A 15,070-nucleotide genomic window follows, 5' to 3' on the forward strand; every position below is an offset into this window, starting at 1 on the left:
GATTTGTAAGTAAGACAACGTCTGATGAGGGTTTTAAGGTAAGACTTAGCTGAGCATCCATTGCTCAGCCAAGAGCCAGAGTACTTTAAACTCAGTTTAGAGCGGGCGTGAGAGTTTGTAGTGTCGTTGCCTGTTTCGATTCCAAATACTCGAGGAAGTCTGGTTTAGGTATCGGCTTCGAGAAGTAAAAGCCTTGTATGTTGTAGAAGCCGAGATCATGCAAAACACGTAATTGCGTCTGCTCTTCTACGCCTTCTACAATCACCGACATGCTCAGCGTTTGGGAAAGCGTGTGGATGGCTTCTAACAAAGGTTGGATGGTTTGCCCGTTACCTAAGTTAGTGACGAACACACGGTCGATTTTAATGATGTCAAACGGATACTGGCTGATGAAGTCCAGCCCCGAATAACCTGTGCCGAAGTCATCAACCGCAATACGAATTCCTAGAGCGGCTAAGCGATCGAGATGTTTACGAAGCACCGCGAGCTCGCCGCCACTGAAGATAGCCTCTTCGGTGATCTCAAACACCAAACGCTCGCTGATGAAGTAACGATACTTCAAACGAGACTCCACTTCTTTAATGAAATCCTCTCGTAAGATCAAAGAGCGACTGACATTCACGCTGATGTAACGATCATGGAACGTTACCTTGTTCGAGGCGATCATATTGATCGCTTTATCTAAAACGAGATAAGTGATCTGGTCGATCAAGCCAACTTTCTCTGCAAGAGGGATAAAGATACCTGGGGAAATAAAGCCTTGAACCGGATCGTTCCAGCGCACTAGGGATTCTCCACCAATCACTGACCCATCTCGCTGATCCACAATTGGCTGATAGTGCACACTCAAATTTCGACTTTTGATCGCTTGTGTAAGAGAGAATTCCAAACTGTTCTTAGCAAACTTCTTCGAAGTGAAGAATAGGCGAACCACAAGCGCAAACGCCATCACTAGCAATCCTAACCAAAGCTTGCTCACCAGAAACTGCAGATAGAACGCAAAGCCAATGCAAGAGTAAACCGTAAAAGGCAGCACATCTGAGGCGACTTCTTCCATGCGCAGAGGTTGTTTATCGCTCGGGCTTCTTACTGTTCTTCCAATGACATCAATCCGATAGTCCATGTCTCCAAAGCGAAAGATGTCAGCAACGAGGGTCTCCAATGACTCCTTAGGAAAAACCACACTGATGCCTCTGCCTTCTTGTTTCGTGAAAAATAGAATCAGTGCTTGGTCCGGAGTTAATGCGCTTTTGGTGTAGGAGAGGGTGGCGTGTACATTACTATCGCCAAGACGTTTTAGGATGGTTTTGTAAATAAAAAAAGATGGGCTGCGTTCGCTACTGGTACACAACACTTGACCATCGCTGTCGAACGTCGCGATATCTTTAGCCATTCCCAAGCTGAAGATGCTCGCTCTCAGGTCATGTATTAAATCATTGCAGGCTTTTAGAAAAAACGCGTCATCAAGCAAGTAGGTGAGATCATTCACATTGTCTCGAAACTCATTTTCGATAGACACCACCGCTTGTTCGGTGAGCTTTTTATGATGTTGGTTCGCAAGAGGGATGAAAGCCAACATGGTGAACGTGAAAGAAAGAACACCGACCACACCCAATTTTATGTTGTTTGTCCATCTTTTGGAGGCGTTTTTGAAGAGTTTATTGGTCACAGATATCAGTAGCGCAAGCAAGTAATGACATAAAACTATATTAAGCGTCTCATATTTAGGAAATGTTCAGCGCAAACTGTGAAGATGATCTTATAAAATAACGATAAGTTACTATTTTAAAATAAAAAATGAGTCTTACTATCACATAATTGTGATAAATAAGCGTTCAAAATGTATTCATCCTAAAGAGGTGTATAGAGCAAAGTTTGTCGGTTATCTAATTCTGCAAAAACTTGTTCAAAGTGTCGTTGAAACACGCATTTTCCACCCTTGCCTCTGACAATATCTTAACGAAGTGTTTCAAGACTTCGTTTAATTTATTTGCAGCAAACGATTTCGTTGTGCGTGATGTAATAAACAAGAGGTTAGGGATATGATTGCGAAAACTTTCTCGATTGAAGTGACTTGTCCAAGTTGTGGTGAGCTTCATACTAAAAAATCTAGAGATTGGTTTATCGATAAAAGTACGCCGTTTTTAACCGGTGAAGGTTACGACTTTTACTGTGGATGTGGGCAAGAAGTTGAGTTCTCCTTGCTGTCTCAGCAACACGGCTCTGTGGTGAGGCCGTTGGAAGAACTGGCGTTCTGACGCTCGTTAAAACATAGAACAGTACTTGTTTTAACAAAGTATAAAGTGCATAAAAAAAGCGGCTTTACCCCGGAAAAGATAAAAGCCGCTTGCCAATAGACGTATTGTTTACGTCTTAGCGCATAATCATTTGTTCACGACCAGGACCAACCGATACCATTTTCACTGGTACACCCATTAGTTCTTCAATACGTAGAACGTATTTTTGTGCCGCAACTGGTAGCTCTTCGAATTTACGACAACCAGTAATGTCTTCGCTCCAGCTTTCCATCTTCTCGTAGATTGGTGCTAGTGCAGCCGTTTGAGGCCAAATTGGGTTTTCGCTGTGCTCGCCTTCGTAACCAACACAGATTTTTAGATCTTTAAGACCAGTCAGGCAGTCTACTTTGGTTAGTGCGATTTCAGTCGCTGCTTGAAGCTCAACGCCGTTCTTAGTCGCAACAGCATCAAAGTAACCCATGTCACGTGGACGACCTGTTGTTGCGCCGAATTCACCCGCAAGTTCACGGAATGCATCTTGCTCTTCCATTGCAGTGATTAGCGTACCAGTACCTACTGATGAGCTGAACGCTTTTGCTACTGCAATAACGCGCTCTGGACGTAGAGCAGGAAGACCACTACCGATACCTGCGTACATAGACACAACGTTTGAAGATGTTGTCCATGGGTACTCACCGTAAACAAGGTCACGGCCCGCACCTAGCTGTGCTTCGAACAGTAGAGTTTGGTCTTTTGCTTGCAGCTCTTTTAGCGGCAGCGTTACGTTGCAGATAGCATCACGCCAAGGTGCAGACACTTCTAACAACCAGTTCGCCATTTCTTCAGCGGTTTGCTCGAATTCGAACGTTGGGTAAAGTGCACGTAGTTGTGGAAGTTTCCAGTCCATCCAGAACTTGATGCGTTCTACTAGAACTTCTGGTTGTTTCAACCAACCAACTAGGATGCCTTTTTTCATCACACGGTCGCCGTATGCAGGTGCAATACCTTGACGAGTTGAACCGTATGCTTTGTCGCCTAAGCGTTGTTCTTCTAGCGTATCTTCTAGTGCGTGTAGAGGTAGACACAGTGTTGCGCGATCAGAGATGCACATATTCACTTTAACACCCGCTTCCGCGACTTCCGCAATCTCCTCAGACAGCGACGCAGGGCTGATAACCATACCCGGACCTAAAACTGCCAAACAGTCAGGGTTGAAAACGCCACTTGGTAGCTGGTGCAGCTTGAACGTACCTAGGTCGTTAACTACGGTATGACCCGCGTTGTTACCACCTTGGAAACGAATGCTTGCAGAAGCTTGCTCTGCCAAAAAGTCAACGATGCGGCCTTTGCCTTCATCACCCCAGTTTGCACCCACAACAACGATAGACGACATAATTCATTCTCCAAAAACAGACCGGAAAATCTTAGGATGCTCGCATGAATAAGAGAAATTAATTATACTCATTAACTTGATAAGAAAGTCATATCGGGTAATTTTCTATGTTGGATTTGAACTGGTTACGTACGTTTGTCACCTTGGCAGAAGTGAAACATTTCGGAAAAACAGCGATTGAACTGCACATGACGCAGCCAAATGTCAGTCTTCACATCAAGCAGTTAGAACAAGCCACTCGTACCAAATTGATAGAACGTAACCCAGTACAACTGACTCAGGCCGGTAAGCGATTATTAGACACTGCCGAGCACATGTTGAATGAGCTGCAAATCTGCCAGTCCGATCTCAATGCTATTAATGACTTAACGCAAGGAACGCTCTCGATTGCGGCGAGTGATATTGTCTCGCGCCTGTTACTTATCAAGCCATTCCAGCAATTCAAAAACGAGTATCCCGGTATCGACTTAGCACTGTTCAACACCACTTCATCGCAAGCGGTGGATTTGGTAAAAAGTGCTCGTGCTGACATCGGATTTGTTATTGCGCAGAAAGAGAGTCAACCACTGCACTTTACGTCGCTGACCCAGATTCATTGGTGTGCTTTTGGCGATAACATTTTCGATTGGCGAGATAACAGCGAAGAGAACCAAACACTTATCTTGCTCGGTCACGATACCCGAACGCGTGAACTGATTGACGCGTCTCTGCCAGAGCTAAACCTGCCAAAATATAGAGTCATGGAAGTGGGTAGTGTAGAGGCTCAAATTGATTGGGCAGAAGCTGGATTCGGAACCGCAATTGTGCCGGACTTCTCACTCGATCCAAGATTGAAACTATCAAGAAAAGTGACGCCGTTACCCAGCTTCCCCAACACCGATTTTGGCTATATTGTTCGCCAAAACCAAGTGCTGTCTAAAGCCGCAAAACAGCTCCTTAAATGGGTAGCTGAGAATGTGTCTGTGGTAGAGGTTTAACGGTATGCAAGACACAACCATTATCATCCCTCTACCATCTTTGATTCACCGAATTGGTGGTGATCATGCTAAGCGAGCCAAAGCAATAGCGGCTGAGAAAAAGTGCGAAATGAAGCGCATTCGACGCTCGCGTAATTGGCAAATCGCTGGAGAGGCTTTGGATTTGAAAGCGTTCCTCGATCATATCAAGGCAGAAGAATTTGAGCCGATGCGATTTGTGATAAACAAAATGGAAGCTGGTCTCGCCAAGCACAGCGATAAGCTTGAACCTTTGGAAGCCAAGCTGATTCGATTGGTCTTGGAGAATCCAAACATTACCTTGGCAGAGCTAATGTCGGAAACCAACTGTACGATCGCCCAAGCTCGAACGGCACGTTTCGACGCAGAGATGCTATAAGCCTGAAAGTTTCTTCTCTTATTCCCTGTCTATACTGGTAAGCGATTGATTATCAAACATCGGATAACGTAGAGAGGGAAGGTTATGAAGCTGATATTAAAACTGTTGAGTGTATTCTTCATTTGGGGGAGTTTGACGCTTCCTGCTTTCGCTCTTGATCCTGTTTATAGCGACTTTCTCGGCAAAGCGATTCGTGGTTATGACCCTGTTGCTTACTTCACTCAATCAAAACCAGTCAAAGGTGATAGTGATTTTACTTACCGTTGGAATGATGCCAAATGGTACTTTTCATCGGCTGAAAATCGGGATGCATTCGTGAAAAATCCTGAGAAATTTGCACCGCAATATGGCGGCTATTGTGCTTGGGCAGTGAGCAAAGGCTATACCGCCAAGATAGATCCTAATGCGTGGAATATTCACGATGGAAAGCTCTACCTAAACTACAGCAAATCCGTTCAAACCTCTTGGCAGCAAGACATTCCGGGTAACATTGCGAGCGGGGATAAAAACTGGCCGAAGTTACTTGCAGAATAACGAAGTCCGATAAGATAAAAGGTCGCTATTACAGCGACCTTTTTTGATTGTGGGGAATCTTTAAATTTACGGTAGCAACAACATTTTACCCATCACCGAACCACTTTCAATTTTATCGTGTGCTTGGGCCGCTTCGGACAATGGCAGCGTGGTAAACACTGGTTTAATTTTGCCTTGCTCTAGGAGTCCGTAAAGCGCTTCCATGGATGATTTCACCAATGGGTAGTCGTTGAAGTAAGTCGCGTAGATTTCTGAGTAAGTAATAGTTGGCGCTTTGCTAAAGTGCTTAATCGCCTCGGCTTGCAAGTTTGTCTCACCCATACCCGCCAAGAAACCAAACACAACAACGTGACCAAGTGGTGCCAGTACTTCCAAGTCTTGCACTATGGTATCACCAGCTACTGGGTTAAAGATGTAGTTCACTCCGCGACCTTCGGTGACTTCTTTAACTGATTCTACCCAATCGCTATCAGAGGTAAATGCGTGGTCCGCACCCATCTTCAATGCGTTTTCTGCTTTGTGGGCTTGTCGCTCTAAAGCAATAACGTTTAGACCTGCTAGCTTAGCCAATTGAATCAATGCCGTACCCACGCCACCGGACGCTGCGTAAACCAGCGCTGTTTTGCCTTCTTCAACGCGAGCAACGTTATGTAGCATGTGGTAAGCCGTAAAGTAGTTAACAGGTAGAACAGCAGCTTCTTGAAGGTCGACCGATTCTGGTAGCACGACCAATTTATCTGCGTCGACAGTAGTAAACTCTGCGTAAGTTGATGCGCCAATTGGGCCAAGAAACGCGACTTTCGTGCCTTCTTTTAAGCTTGTGTTGTTTGAATCGGCAACCACGCCACTGCCTTCTACACCAGAGATGTATGGCAACTCTGGCATCATACCTGGAGGCATATTGCCTTCACGGATGATGGTATCAATGAAGTTCACTGGTGCGGCGTGAATGTGAACCAAAACTTGTCCTTCTTTCAATGTTGGTTGTGCAACGTCTTGGTAAACCAGTTTGTCGCTGCCGCCTGTTTGAGTCAGTAATACTGCTTTCATGATGTCATCCTCGTGATTCGATTAATGGGCGTTTGCCGTGTCTGTGAATCAAATACTAGACGCTTGCGCTGAGAGAAAAAATTGGCGATATTGAGTATCACTATTCCAAAAATGGGATAATAGAAATTCATACTCGCTAAAAGGAGTTGTGCGTGAAACGAGTGTTGGATGATTTGCAGGTATTTTGCACCGTGGTAGAAGAGGGCAGTTTAAAGCGCGCTTCTGAGCGGTTAGAAATTCCTCACAGTACGGTGAGTCGACGTATTGAAGCGCTAGAAAACAACTTGGGTTTAGTACTGCTTCATCGCACCACACGTGAAGTCAAAGTGTCTACCCGCGGTGAAGAGCTTTATCAAAACTGCTCGGCTCTGCTTGGGACAATTCGCCAGTCGATAGATTTCGCGGTGGATTCTGAAGTTGCCTTCAAGGGGAAGTTGAATGTGTCGATGCCCGTTCGTGCTGGCATTGATTTTCTTGGGGCGTGGCTTATCGACTTCGCAACAGAACACCCGGATCTTCAGCTTGATGTTTCTCTGTCGAACGACAATAAGCATCTGATTAAAGATGACATCGATTTAGCATTCCGAGTTGGTCCACTTGTCGATTCATCTGCAATCGCATTGCATTTATGGGATATTCCATACGTCGTTTGTGCTCATTATGATTACGTTGAAAACCATCAATTGAGTGAACTCACTCTCTCCATCGAACAGTTGGAATCACTGCCCGGAGTGATAACTCGTCCAGCAATGAACTGGATGTTTGTAAACAAGCAATTTGAAGAAGTCGCTGTATCGCCACAGCAAGGTTTGACGGTGGATGATCTTGGTTTGGCGTATCACGCGATTCAGTCAGGCAAATACATGGGTATGTTGCCAGCGTCTATGGTGAAGGATGAAAACATCGTGACGTTACAAATTGAAAACTTAGAGCCTCGTAAGCGTGTTATGTACGCGTACTATTTAGGACGAAGACACGCGCAGAGCCAGATAAAGCACATCGTCGATTACATTCGACAGCGCTATCAAGAGAGCGAATAACAAACACAAAAAAGCCGCGATGATCGCGGCTTTTTCAATTTGGGTTCCACGTAGTGTGGAGCATTACCACATCAGATCGTCTGGTACGACGAAATCTGCGTACGGGTCATCTTCTGCCGGGATGTCCGCTTCTGGTTCTTTCTGTTCGATGATCACAGATTCATCTCGTTGAGCAATCTTGTTTGCTACACCACGTGGGATGACAACGTAGCTTTCACCAACAATCGCGATTGCCAAGATGCCTTTGATAAGCTGTTCGCGGATCTCTGACTCAACGTACAGGGATTTCACTAGCGTGCCGTGTGTGAAGTTGTACTTGATGTCGCCATCTTTCAAGTCAACCTTGTTCATTTCAATCAGTTGGTTGATTTGCGCTTTGATTTCTTTGTTCAAGCGCTCTGCGTTTTGTTGCTCGCTTAATTGCTTGTCACGTTCTAACTGCTGACGTTTGTTCTCTTCAACCGCCGCTTTTACTTCGCGAGCTTGAACACGTGATTTTTTAGAGCCTTTTTTCGCTTTTTTCAGTTTTTTCTCGTTAACCAAGCCTGCTTTTAGCATCTGCTCTTGAAGGGTAAGTTTTGCCATGATCTATCCAGTTAGTGCGCAATTTTGTGCATTTTAACCAGTCATCCGCCGCAAAGAAAGAGGGTTAAACATACGGCGGGATATGACTCGGCGCTTTGTTGAGCAAAAAAACGAAAAATAAATCGAGAAAGTGTGCGTCTTATTGCAACTTCCAGCGTCTTAAGTACATTAGGCGAAAAATTTTGAAGCAAAACCATGAGTACCTCAGACAAACAAACCATCCCGCAACAAGTGATCGAAGAAGCTTGTGAGTGGGCAATCATGCACGGTGTGGCATTTCGTCAAGCAGATAACACCGCAAGACACTGTCCTTTTAGCTTTTCGCCAATGACGATAGAGCGCGATGTGTTCGCACATTTGAAGAAAGTGACGCCGTTAATCGCCAAGCTGATCAGTCATGTGTCTGAGGATTATGAATTCCTGCAAACCTCCTTAGCCGAGCTAGGCAAAGCCGATTCTTTCTTTGAGCGTTTATTGGAATTGCACAAAGAGGTCCACCATGAAGCTGCGCGCCAACCCCTGTTGTTAATGCGAACCGACTTTATGGATGATCGTCAACACGGCGCGAAAGTGATCGAGTTTAATGGCATTGCGGCTGGGATGGCACCTTTTGGTCAGCGTGCAACAGAGCTGCATCAATTTTTGAGCTCTCAGTGGGGCAGCGTTTACCAACAATGGTTAGAAGATAAAACGGCAACGCCAGCCGATAACCAAGGCATGCAGCAACTTGCGCTTGGCATTGCCACTTCCGCGAGAAAAGTCAAAGCGCATTTTAATGAAGAAGGCGCACCGACGTTTCTGATGGTGGTGCAGAAAAACGAAGACAACGTGTATGACCAACACTTACTCGAAGTTGAATTGCAGAAGTTTGGTGTTCGCACGTTAAGGCGTACCTTTGAGCAGTTAAGTTCACAGCTATCGAGCGGTGACAATCAACGCCTCTTGTTAGAAAACATTGGCGGTCTTGACGTTGTGTACTTGCGCGCAGGTTATCAATATATGGACTACTTCTCGCCAGAGCTAAATGAACCAATCTGTTGCCATACCTTGAGCCAGACTCGTTTGTTCATGGAAAAGCACTACGTAGCGATGAATGCGACCATCAGTCAACAGTTGGCTACCAGTAAATCAATGCAAATGTTGTTAACTATGATGCCGGCAAGTGAGTATCAGCGCTGGGGGCTCAATCTTGAAGAAGCCGAGTTAGTCAAAAGCGTATTGGCAGAGATGAAGCCAATTAACACTGATACGATTAAATGGTTTGCTGCCTCTGGCAACAAAGACGATTGGGTATTGAAAAACCAAGGTGAGGGCGGTGGTCACTGTATCTTTGGTGACGATATTGCGAAACAGCTGAGTCGACTGCCACAAGAGCAATATAGTGCGTGGGCTTTGATGCAGCGTTTGTATCCGCATGAAAGAGAAACACCAACGATTGCGGTGCGTGATGCAAAGCAGAGCGTGGTGACGGACCTTGTGAGTGAAATTGGTTTATTCACGGCGCACTATCAAGGTGAACCTGTAACGCAATTGGATGGCTACGCCGGCTATTTGATTCGCAGTAAACCAGCCAGTGAAAACGAAGGTGGCATCCACAGCGGCAAAGGGATCTTAGATTCTTTAGTGCTGGTGGATTAAAGAGAAACACTCTCCATGAGTAAAGCATGGAGAGTGTTTTTATTTGTGGATTAGTTGGTTACATGTGGCCCATACCGTGGAACATCCCTCCGAAAAGCGCACCTAAGATACCGAAAATAATACCTAGGATGATCATTGCAGGGATTGAAGCGATAGCGAACTTGACCATAAAGATCACCATCGACATAAATGGCATCTTAATATCAACAACCGTCACTTCCTGTTTTGTAGTTTCATCAGACACGAGCGTTCTCCTAAATTTGCATTCTGAATATGCAGCCAGTTTATTACACCTGAACACAAGAAAACGTTGAACTACTTTGTGCTTTTCCCTTTATGGGATAACAACTGATTAATCTGAGAAATACGGCACGCTATGAATCGCTATCACAAGCGGGTAAAGCCTCTCAACCAAGCGCCGGATAATCTGTATAGCCGTGTTCATTACCACCAAAGAGTGTGGAGCCATCCAGTTCAGCCAGAGGTTGTTGGTGCTGTAAGCGCGCCACCAAGTCTGGGTTAGACACAAACGGGCGTCCAAACGCCACTAAATCCGCATAGCCTTTCTCAAGTACCTCGTCAGCACGCTCTTGGGTGTAACTGCCAGCGACGATAATCGTATTGGTGAAATATTCGCGCAGTTCGATGCGGAAGCTTTCTGGAATCACTGGGGCGTCATCCCAATCTGCTTCAGACAAGTGTAAGTACGCAATATCACGAGCTTGAAGTTGTTTCGATGCATCAAGGATGGTTGGCACAATGTCTGGGCAGTTCATGTCCTTGAAAGTGATGAAAGGTGCGAGTCGTACACCCACTTTGTTGGCACCAATGGCTTCGCTCACCGCATCGACCACTTCTAACAAAAAGCGAAGTCGGTTTTCGCGAGTTCCGCCGTAGTTGTCGGTTCTGTGGTTTGAATTGGTACGTAGAAACTGGTCAATCAGGTAACCATTACCGCCGTGGATTTCAACGCCATCGAAGCCTGCTTCAATCGCACGTTTCGCGGCATAGGCAAAATCATTTACAACACGGTCAATATCCGCTTGAGTCATGGCTCGTGGCTCTACACAATCGACCATATTGCCGTTGCCTTGCTCGTCGGCAATCCACACTTGGGTTTCTACGGGTTTTAGTGCTGATGGGGCAATAGGCTGTTCGCCTTTTTGGAATGTCGGGTGTGATACACGGCCAACATGCCATAATTGACAAAACATCGCTGCGCCTTGCTCTTTTGCTGCTTGAGTAACGGTTTTCCAGCCTGCCACTTGTTCATCAGTGTAGACGCCTGGTGTGAATGAGTAACCTTGCGAATCGTCTGAAATCTGGGTGGCTTCAGAGATGATTAAGCCTGTGGTAGCGCGCTGCTTGTAGTAAGTCGCCATCATTTGGTTTGGAATGTTGCCCGGTTGGCTAGTGCGCGCTCGGGTCATTGGTGCCATGACTACACGGTTTTGTAGATCCAGTTGTTTCAGCTGTGCTGGTTCAAATAGCTTGCTCATGATCGACTCCTTACTTAAGTAGTGGTACTTGGGTTTTGTTGCTTACCGATTCCATCCAGTCTTTCACGGTGTTGTCCCATTGGATTTCTGTGGCACTGAAGAACCCGCGCAAAATAGAAAATAAGATCGCTTCGTCTACCAACGTCACATGTTGGTAGGAATCGAGATTCAACACGCTTTTCGCACGTTCAATGAGCGCTTCGACCTCTTTGGCAATGTTTGGTGTGTCTTGCAGAAGTGCATCAAAATTGAGTGCATCCGTTTCCTTTTTCGCGCGCCAAGCGAGCTGTGCAGACTGAGTGGCAAACTCTGGTAAGTCCATGTTTGACCAACGTGGGTAACCCACCTTCTGTAGTGGAAGAAATGCGATTTTTTGCCAATCCAGCGCTTGTTGAGAGGGTTGGCTTGTTTCATTTGATGTTGCCAGTTCAAGGAAGTAAGCGATGATATCTAGGCTTTCTGCCATCGCTTCACCATTGTCTTTGATAAGAAGTGGCACTTGTTTGGTTCCAATCAGGTCTGTTGTGGTTTTGTCATCGTCATAAGCAATATTGATGACGTCGAGTTGGATATTCAGCATGCCAGCAACATAGCGGACGCGAGCACTGAATGGGCAATGTTCGTAAATGTAGAGTTTCATAGTATTTTCCTGGTGATTCGTATTGGGTAGCCCCGCTTGTTCGGGAGGCGTTAAGTCAGGGCTACCAGTAGGGATGAAATTAGTTGTTGAAGCTTGGTGTTAGCTCAGTTTGTTTGCTTTCTTTGCGGTTCGCCTTGGCGATGAATAACAAACCAATCAGTGGAACAATGATGGCTGCGTAAGGGATCATGCCTGCGCCCATTTGGCTATCGAGCACCATGCCGCCTAAGAAACCGCCAAAGGCATTGGCTAAGTTGAACGCTGAGATGTTTGCCGTTGCTGCTAACTCTTGACCTTCACCACCATGGTTCATTACTCGAAGCTGCATTGCTGGCACGTTAGCGAATGACGCAATACCAAATACAAAGGCGGTGGCAATGAACAGAACTTTGCTGTCGACAGTTAGGCCGACCAATACCAGTGACACAATCATTGCGATAGCCCAGAACATGGACGCTTTTTGTAGGTTTTTATCCGATGAGCGACCACCCATAGTGTTACCAACAATCAGACCGACACCAACGATAACCAAAATCCAAGTCACGGCACTTTCACCAAAGCCAGTGATGTGCATGGCGATAGGGGCGATGTAGCCATACAAAGTCATAAACCCCGACCAAGCAAATACGGTGATCGCAAGGCTGATAAGTAGCATTGGGTTTTTGAACGCAGCCAATTGCGCTTTGACATCTTTTGCTTCGCCATGACCAGTCGATTTGATCACTGAAGTGATGAACAACAGAGCCACTAAACCAAAAGCGGCAACGGTTAAGAAAGTGGTGTGCCAGCCGAATTGCAAGCCAATCCAAGTACCGCCAGGCACACCTAAAACGTTAGCCAATGTTAGGCCTGCGAACATCTGTCCGACCGCACGACCTGCCATTTTTTCTGAAACTAAATTGGTCGCGACCACGGCTCCGATGCCGTAGAAAGGACCTTGAACCAAACCTGTGATCACTCGGCTGACCATCAACACAAAGTAGTTAGGTGCGAAAGCGGACAATACGTTGCCGAGAATAAACAGCACCATCAGCCCAGCCAGTACGGCTTTCTTGTTAAAGCGTGCCAAGTAAATCGTAAGTAGCGGGCCGCCAAACACAATGGCAAGCGCGTAGGCACTGATTAGATAACCCGCTTGCCCTTCCGTGATGGACAAAGAGTTGGCGACTTGAGGAAGGATTCCTGCAATAACAAATTCCGCGGTACCGATAGCAAAAGCTGCAAGCGTTAAGATCCATACCTGCAACGGCATTTTTTCTTTATTCATGGGGGAGTCTCTTTTTTTATTTCGTTTGAACCCATTGGTGCCATGCTTCTTTATTGCTCTGGCACCTTGTTTTTATTTGCGGTTAGCTGAACGTGTGTTGTTAGCCAAGCAGTGCGCCACCATCAACATCAATCACGGCGCCAGTCATGTAGCTATTTTCAATCAGAAGTAAGTAAGCTTTTGCAACGTCACTGGCTTCACCAACTTTGCCTACGGGCAAGCTATTTTGTGAGCGTTTGAACATGGCATTTCTGTCGTCTTCGTTCATGCCTTGATACGCCTCAGTTCTGGTCAAACCTGGACTGACCGCATTCACTCGGATCGGAGCCAATTCTTTCGCCAGTACTTTCGTGGTCGCTTCAATGGCCGCGTTAATCGCGGTTTTTACGTAGGTGTTAGCAACAACTTTGCGCGATAACATGCCGGAAGTTAGCGTGATTGAGCCGCCTTTCTTGATGTAGCGTGCGCCATGTTTCGCCGCGTTGGCGGCACCCCAAAATTTGGTATCAAACGCGTATTTTGCTTGGGAAACTTCCACGTCTACGATTTTGCCTGCCGGAGCATAAGAACCTGCTGTGACGATCAGGTGGTCAAAAGCACCAATGGTTTCGAAGTAGTGGTAAACCGACTGTTCATCGCTGATGTCTAGCCCTGTTTTTCGGCTTGCTACGTGGACAACCGCATTGTCGCTTGCAAGTTGTTGGCTAAGTTCAGCACCAATACCTGATGTGCCACCGAGTACTATGTAGACAGTTTTATCTGTTTTCATGATTTGCTTCTCCAATCTTGTTTCGTTGGAGCCAGTATATGTATTGGAAGAAATTTGATAATTGGGTAATATTTAAATTGATTATTCAGCTCAGTCGAATAATGAAATTTCGGAGGTAATGTGGACAAGTTTTCGGATATGACGCTGTTTGTCAGCATAGTGAAGAACCAAGGGTTGGCGGCGGCGGGTAGAGAGCTCGGCTTATCGCCGGCAACAGTAACGGCAAGATTGCAGTCGCTGGAAGACCGTTATGGGGTGAAATTACTTAATCGCAGTACAAGGCATATTTCACTGACGGACTCTGGTGCTATGTACCATCAGGCATGCTTGGAAATCATCGACAGCGTTAAAGAGACGGAGAACTTACTCCAAAATGGCACCAAAGAAGTGCGCGGCACACTTAAAATCTCGGCTCCTCGTGATATTGGTAAGCAATACATTTCGCCAATACTGTCGGAATTTAGTCAGCTCTATCCCGATGTGATCCCTTATCTGTATTTGAACGATAACTTATCCAACTTGGCGGAGTCCGGTTTGGACATCGTTATCCGATATGGGGAGCTAGCCGACAGCAACCTTATCTCTCGCAAACTGGCGTCCAGTCGCCGAGTGCTTTGCGCTTCTCCTCAGTATTTGGCAAAGAAAGGCACGCCGATCACGCCACAAGATTTAGCACAACACGATTGTTTAGCCATGGTTCGCAGCAATGAAGAGTTGAAAACATGGCACTTTCAAGATGAAGATCAGCACAATGTTGTTACTGTCGTACCGAAGCGGTTTTCTGATGATGGCGAAGTGATTCGTCAATGGGCATTAGATGGGGCGGGGATTGCGTTGAAATCGATTCTCGATGTACAAGAGGACATCAAACAGCAGCGTTTAGTGACGGTGTTAAATGGCTATATGAAGAACTTCAACGCATCAACTTCTTCTGCAGGTGCAGATTTGAACGTGATATACCTGAGCCGCCAGTATCAACCTAAGCGACTTCGTTTGTTTTTGGACTTCTTGATTGAGCGTTTTCATAGCCAGTTTCCGGAATAA

The 15,070-nt window shown here is 45.9% G+C and carries 16 protein-coding genes; 7 read left to right on the plus strand and 9 right to left on the minus strand.

Features of this window, described 5'->3' with window-relative positions:
* Nucleotides 1-91: 91 nt before the first annotated feature.
* Nucleotides 92-1,579 (minus strand): EAL domain-containing protein, encoded by a 1,488-nt coding sequence (locus tag ACLIIY_RS22285; RefSeq protein WP_434529513.1) that lies wholly within the window; start codon nucleotides 1,577-1,579, stop codon nucleotides 92-94.
* 463 nt (nucleotides 1,580-2,042) lie between these two features.
* Here ACLIIY_RS22285 and ACLIIY_RS22290 point away from each other — a divergent pair, with 463 nt between their 5' ends.
* Nucleotides 2,043-2,258: a hypothetical protein gene (locus tag ACLIIY_RS22290; protein ID WP_005439254.1), complete on the plus strand. Its 216-nt coding sequence runs from the start codon at nucleotides 2,043-2,045 to the stop codon at nucleotides 2,256-2,258.
* 115 nt (nucleotides 2,259-2,373) lie between these two features.
* On the opposite strand, the gene ACLIIY_RS22295 is transcribed toward ACLIIY_RS22290, so the two are convergent.
* Nucleotides 2,374-3,630, minus strand: a complete 1,257-nt coding sequence (locus ACLIIY_RS22295; RefSeq protein ID WP_005439252.1) for an adenylosuccinate synthase — start codon at nucleotides 3,628-3,630, stop codon at nucleotides 2,374-2,376.
* A gap of 107 nt (nucleotides 3,631-3,737) precedes the next feature.
* Between ACLIIY_RS22295 and ACLIIY_RS22300 the strand changes: the two genes are divergently transcribed.
* From ACLIIY_RS22300 to ACLIIY_RS22310, 3 genes are all read left to right on the plus strand, one after another.
* Nucleotides 3,738-4,607, plus strand: coding sequence for a LysR family transcriptional regulator (locus ACLIIY_RS22300; protein ID WP_005439250.1), 870 nt, complete (start codon nucleotides 3,738-3,740; stop codon nucleotides 4,605-4,607).
* 4 nt (nucleotides 4,608-4,611) lie between these two features.
* Nucleotides 4,612-5,004: a ribosome recycling factor family protein gene (locus ACLIIY_RS22305; protein WP_434529424.1), complete on the plus strand. Its 393-nt coding sequence runs from the start codon at nucleotides 4,612-4,614 to the stop codon at nucleotides 5,002-5,004.
* Between the two features lie 84 nt (nucleotides 5,005-5,088).
* Nucleotides 5,089-5,538 (plus strand): YHS domain-containing (seleno)protein, encoded by a 450-nt coding sequence (locus ACLIIY_RS22310; protein WP_434529425.1) that lies wholly within the window; start codon nucleotides 5,089-5,091, stop codon nucleotides 5,536-5,538.
* Nucleotides 5,539-5,604: 66 nt separating this feature from the next.
* Here ACLIIY_RS22310 and ACLIIY_RS22315 read toward each other — a convergent pair whose 3' ends face one another.
* Nucleotides 5,605-6,588: a quinone oxidoreductase family protein gene (locus ACLIIY_RS22315; RefSeq protein WP_434529426.1), complete on the minus strand. Its 984-nt coding sequence runs from the start codon at nucleotides 6,586-6,588 to the stop codon at nucleotides 5,605-5,607.
* A 152-nt stretch (nucleotides 6,589-6,740) separates the two neighbouring features.
* Between ACLIIY_RS22315 and ACLIIY_RS22320 the strand changes: the two genes are divergently transcribed.
* Complete coding sequence (locus ACLIIY_RS22320) at nucleotides 6,741-7,628, plus strand: LysR family transcriptional regulator (protein WP_434529427.1); 888 nt, start codon at nucleotides 6,741-6,743, stop codon at nucleotides 7,626-7,628.
* Nucleotides 7,629-7,691: 63 nt separating this feature from the next.
* On the opposite strand, the gene ACLIIY_RS22325 is transcribed toward ACLIIY_RS22320, so the two are convergent.
* Complete coding sequence (locus tag ACLIIY_RS22325; protein WP_005439241.1) at nucleotides 7,692-8,213, minus strand: DUF2058 domain-containing protein; 522 nt, start codon at nucleotides 8,211-8,213, stop codon at nucleotides 7,692-7,694.
* Nucleotides 8,214-8,408: 195 nt separating this feature from the next.
* On the opposite strand from ACLIIY_RS22325, the gene ACLIIY_RS22330 reads away from it, so the two are divergent.
* Nucleotides 8,409-9,851 (plus strand): glutathione synthase, encoded by a 1,443-nt coding sequence (locus ACLIIY_RS22330; RefSeq protein WP_434529428.1) that lies wholly within the window; start codon nucleotides 8,409-8,411, stop codon nucleotides 9,849-9,851.
* Nucleotides 9,852-9,909: 58 nt separating this feature from the next.
* Here the strand turns inward: ACLIIY_RS22330 and ACLIIY_RS22335 are convergent, their stop codons facing one another.
* The 5 genes from ACLIIY_RS22335 to ACLIIY_RS22355 all read right to left on the minus strand — a co-directional run bounded on the left by ACLIIY_RS22335 (nucleotide 9,910) and on the right by ACLIIY_RS22355 (nucleotide 14,026).
* Complete coding sequence (locus ACLIIY_RS22335; protein ID WP_434529429.1) at nucleotides 9,910-10,095, minus strand: hypothetical protein; 186 nt, start codon at nucleotides 10,093-10,095, stop codon at nucleotides 9,910-9,912.
* Nucleotides 10,096-10,258: 163 nt separating this feature from the next.
* Nucleotides 10,259-11,350 carry an alkene reductase gene (locus ACLIIY_RS22340; protein WP_270051704.1) on the minus strand — a complete coding sequence of 364 codons (1,092 nt, stop codon included), beginning with the start codon at nucleotides 11,348-11,350 and terminating at the stop codon, nucleotides 10,259-10,261.
* A 10-nt stretch (nucleotides 11,351-11,360) separates the two neighbouring features.
* Nucleotides 11,361-11,990 carry a GrxB family glutaredoxin gene (locus tag ACLIIY_RS22345; protein ID WP_434529430.1) on the minus strand — a complete coding sequence of 210 codons (630 nt, stop codon included), beginning with the start codon at nucleotides 11,988-11,990 and terminating at the stop codon, nucleotides 11,361-11,363.
* A 79-nt stretch (nucleotides 11,991-12,069) separates the two neighbouring features.
* Entirely contained in the window at nucleotides 12,070-13,257 is a 1,188-nt protein-coding gene (locus ACLIIY_RS22350) for an MFS transporter (protein ID WP_434529431.1), read from the minus strand.
* Nucleotides 13,258-13,357: 100 nt separating this feature from the next.
* A complete protein-coding gene (locus ACLIIY_RS22355; protein WP_434529432.1) occupies nucleotides 13,358-14,026 on the minus strand; it encodes an SDR family oxidoreductase in 669 nt (222 codons plus the stop codon).
* A gap of 120 nt (nucleotides 14,027-14,146) precedes the next feature.
* Between ACLIIY_RS22355 and ACLIIY_RS22360 the strand changes: the two genes are divergently transcribed.
* Complete coding sequence (locus tag ACLIIY_RS22360) at nucleotides 14,147-15,070, plus strand: LysR family transcriptional regulator (RefSeq protein WP_434529433.1); 924 nt, start codon at nucleotides 14,147-14,149, stop codon at nucleotides 15,068-15,070.

Origin of the sequence: Vibrio sp. K4, from assembly GCF_051122595.1 — a bacterium.
GTDB lineage: Bacteria > Pseudomonadota > Gammaproteobacteria > Enterobacterales > Vibrionaceae > Vibrio > Vibrio owensii.

Coding starts and splice junctions, on each gene's coding strand:
- ACLIIY_RS22345 (WP_434529430.1), bottom strand. CDS start 11,990: ATGAAACTCTACATTTACGAACATTGCCCATTCAGTGCTCGCGTCCGC.
- ACLIIY_RS22290 (WP_005439254.1), top strand. CDS start 2,043: ATGATTGCGAAAACTTTCTCGATTGAAGTGACTTGTCCAAGTTGTGGT.
- ACLIIY_RS22300 (WP_005439250.1), top strand. CDS start 3,738: ATGTTGGATTTGAACTGGTTACGTACGTTTGTCACCTTGGCAGAAGTG.
- ACLIIY_RS22295 (WP_005439252.1), bottom strand. CDS start 3,630: ATGTCGTCTATCGTTGTTGTGGGTGCAAACTGGGGTGATGAAGGCAAA.
- ACLIIY_RS22330 (WP_434529428.1), top strand. CDS start 8,409: ATGAGTACCTCAGACAAACAAACCATCCCGCAACAAGTGATCGAAGAA.
- ACLIIY_RS22340 (WP_270051704.1), bottom strand. CDS start 11,350: ATGAGCAAGCTATTTGAACCAGCACAGCTGAAACAACTGGATCTACAA.
- ACLIIY_RS22325 (WP_005439241.1), bottom strand. CDS start 8,213: ATGGCAAAACTTACCCTTCAAGAGCAGATGCTAAAAGCAGGCTTGGTT.
- ACLIIY_RS22285 (WP_434529513.1), bottom strand. CDS start 1,579: ATGTTGGCTTTCATCCCTCTTGCGAACCAACATCATAAAAAGCTCACC.
- ACLIIY_RS22305 (WP_434529424.1), top strand. CDS start 4,612: ATGCAAGACACAACCATTATCATCCCTCTACCATCTTTGATTCACCGA.
- ACLIIY_RS22355 (WP_434529432.1), bottom strand. CDS start 14,026: ATGAAAACAGATAAAACTGTCTACATAGTACTCGGTGGCACATCAGGT.
- ACLIIY_RS22315 (WP_434529426.1), bottom strand. CDS start 6,588: ATGAAAGCAGTATTACTGACTCAAACAGGCGGCAGCGACAAACTGGTT.
- ACLIIY_RS22310 (WP_434529425.1), top strand. CDS start 5,089: ATGAAGCTGATATTAAAACTGTTGAGTGTATTCTTCATTTGGGGGAGT.
- ACLIIY_RS22350 (WP_434529431.1), bottom strand. CDS start 13,257: ATGAATAAAGAAAAAATGCCGTTGCAGGTATGGATCTTAACGCTTGCA.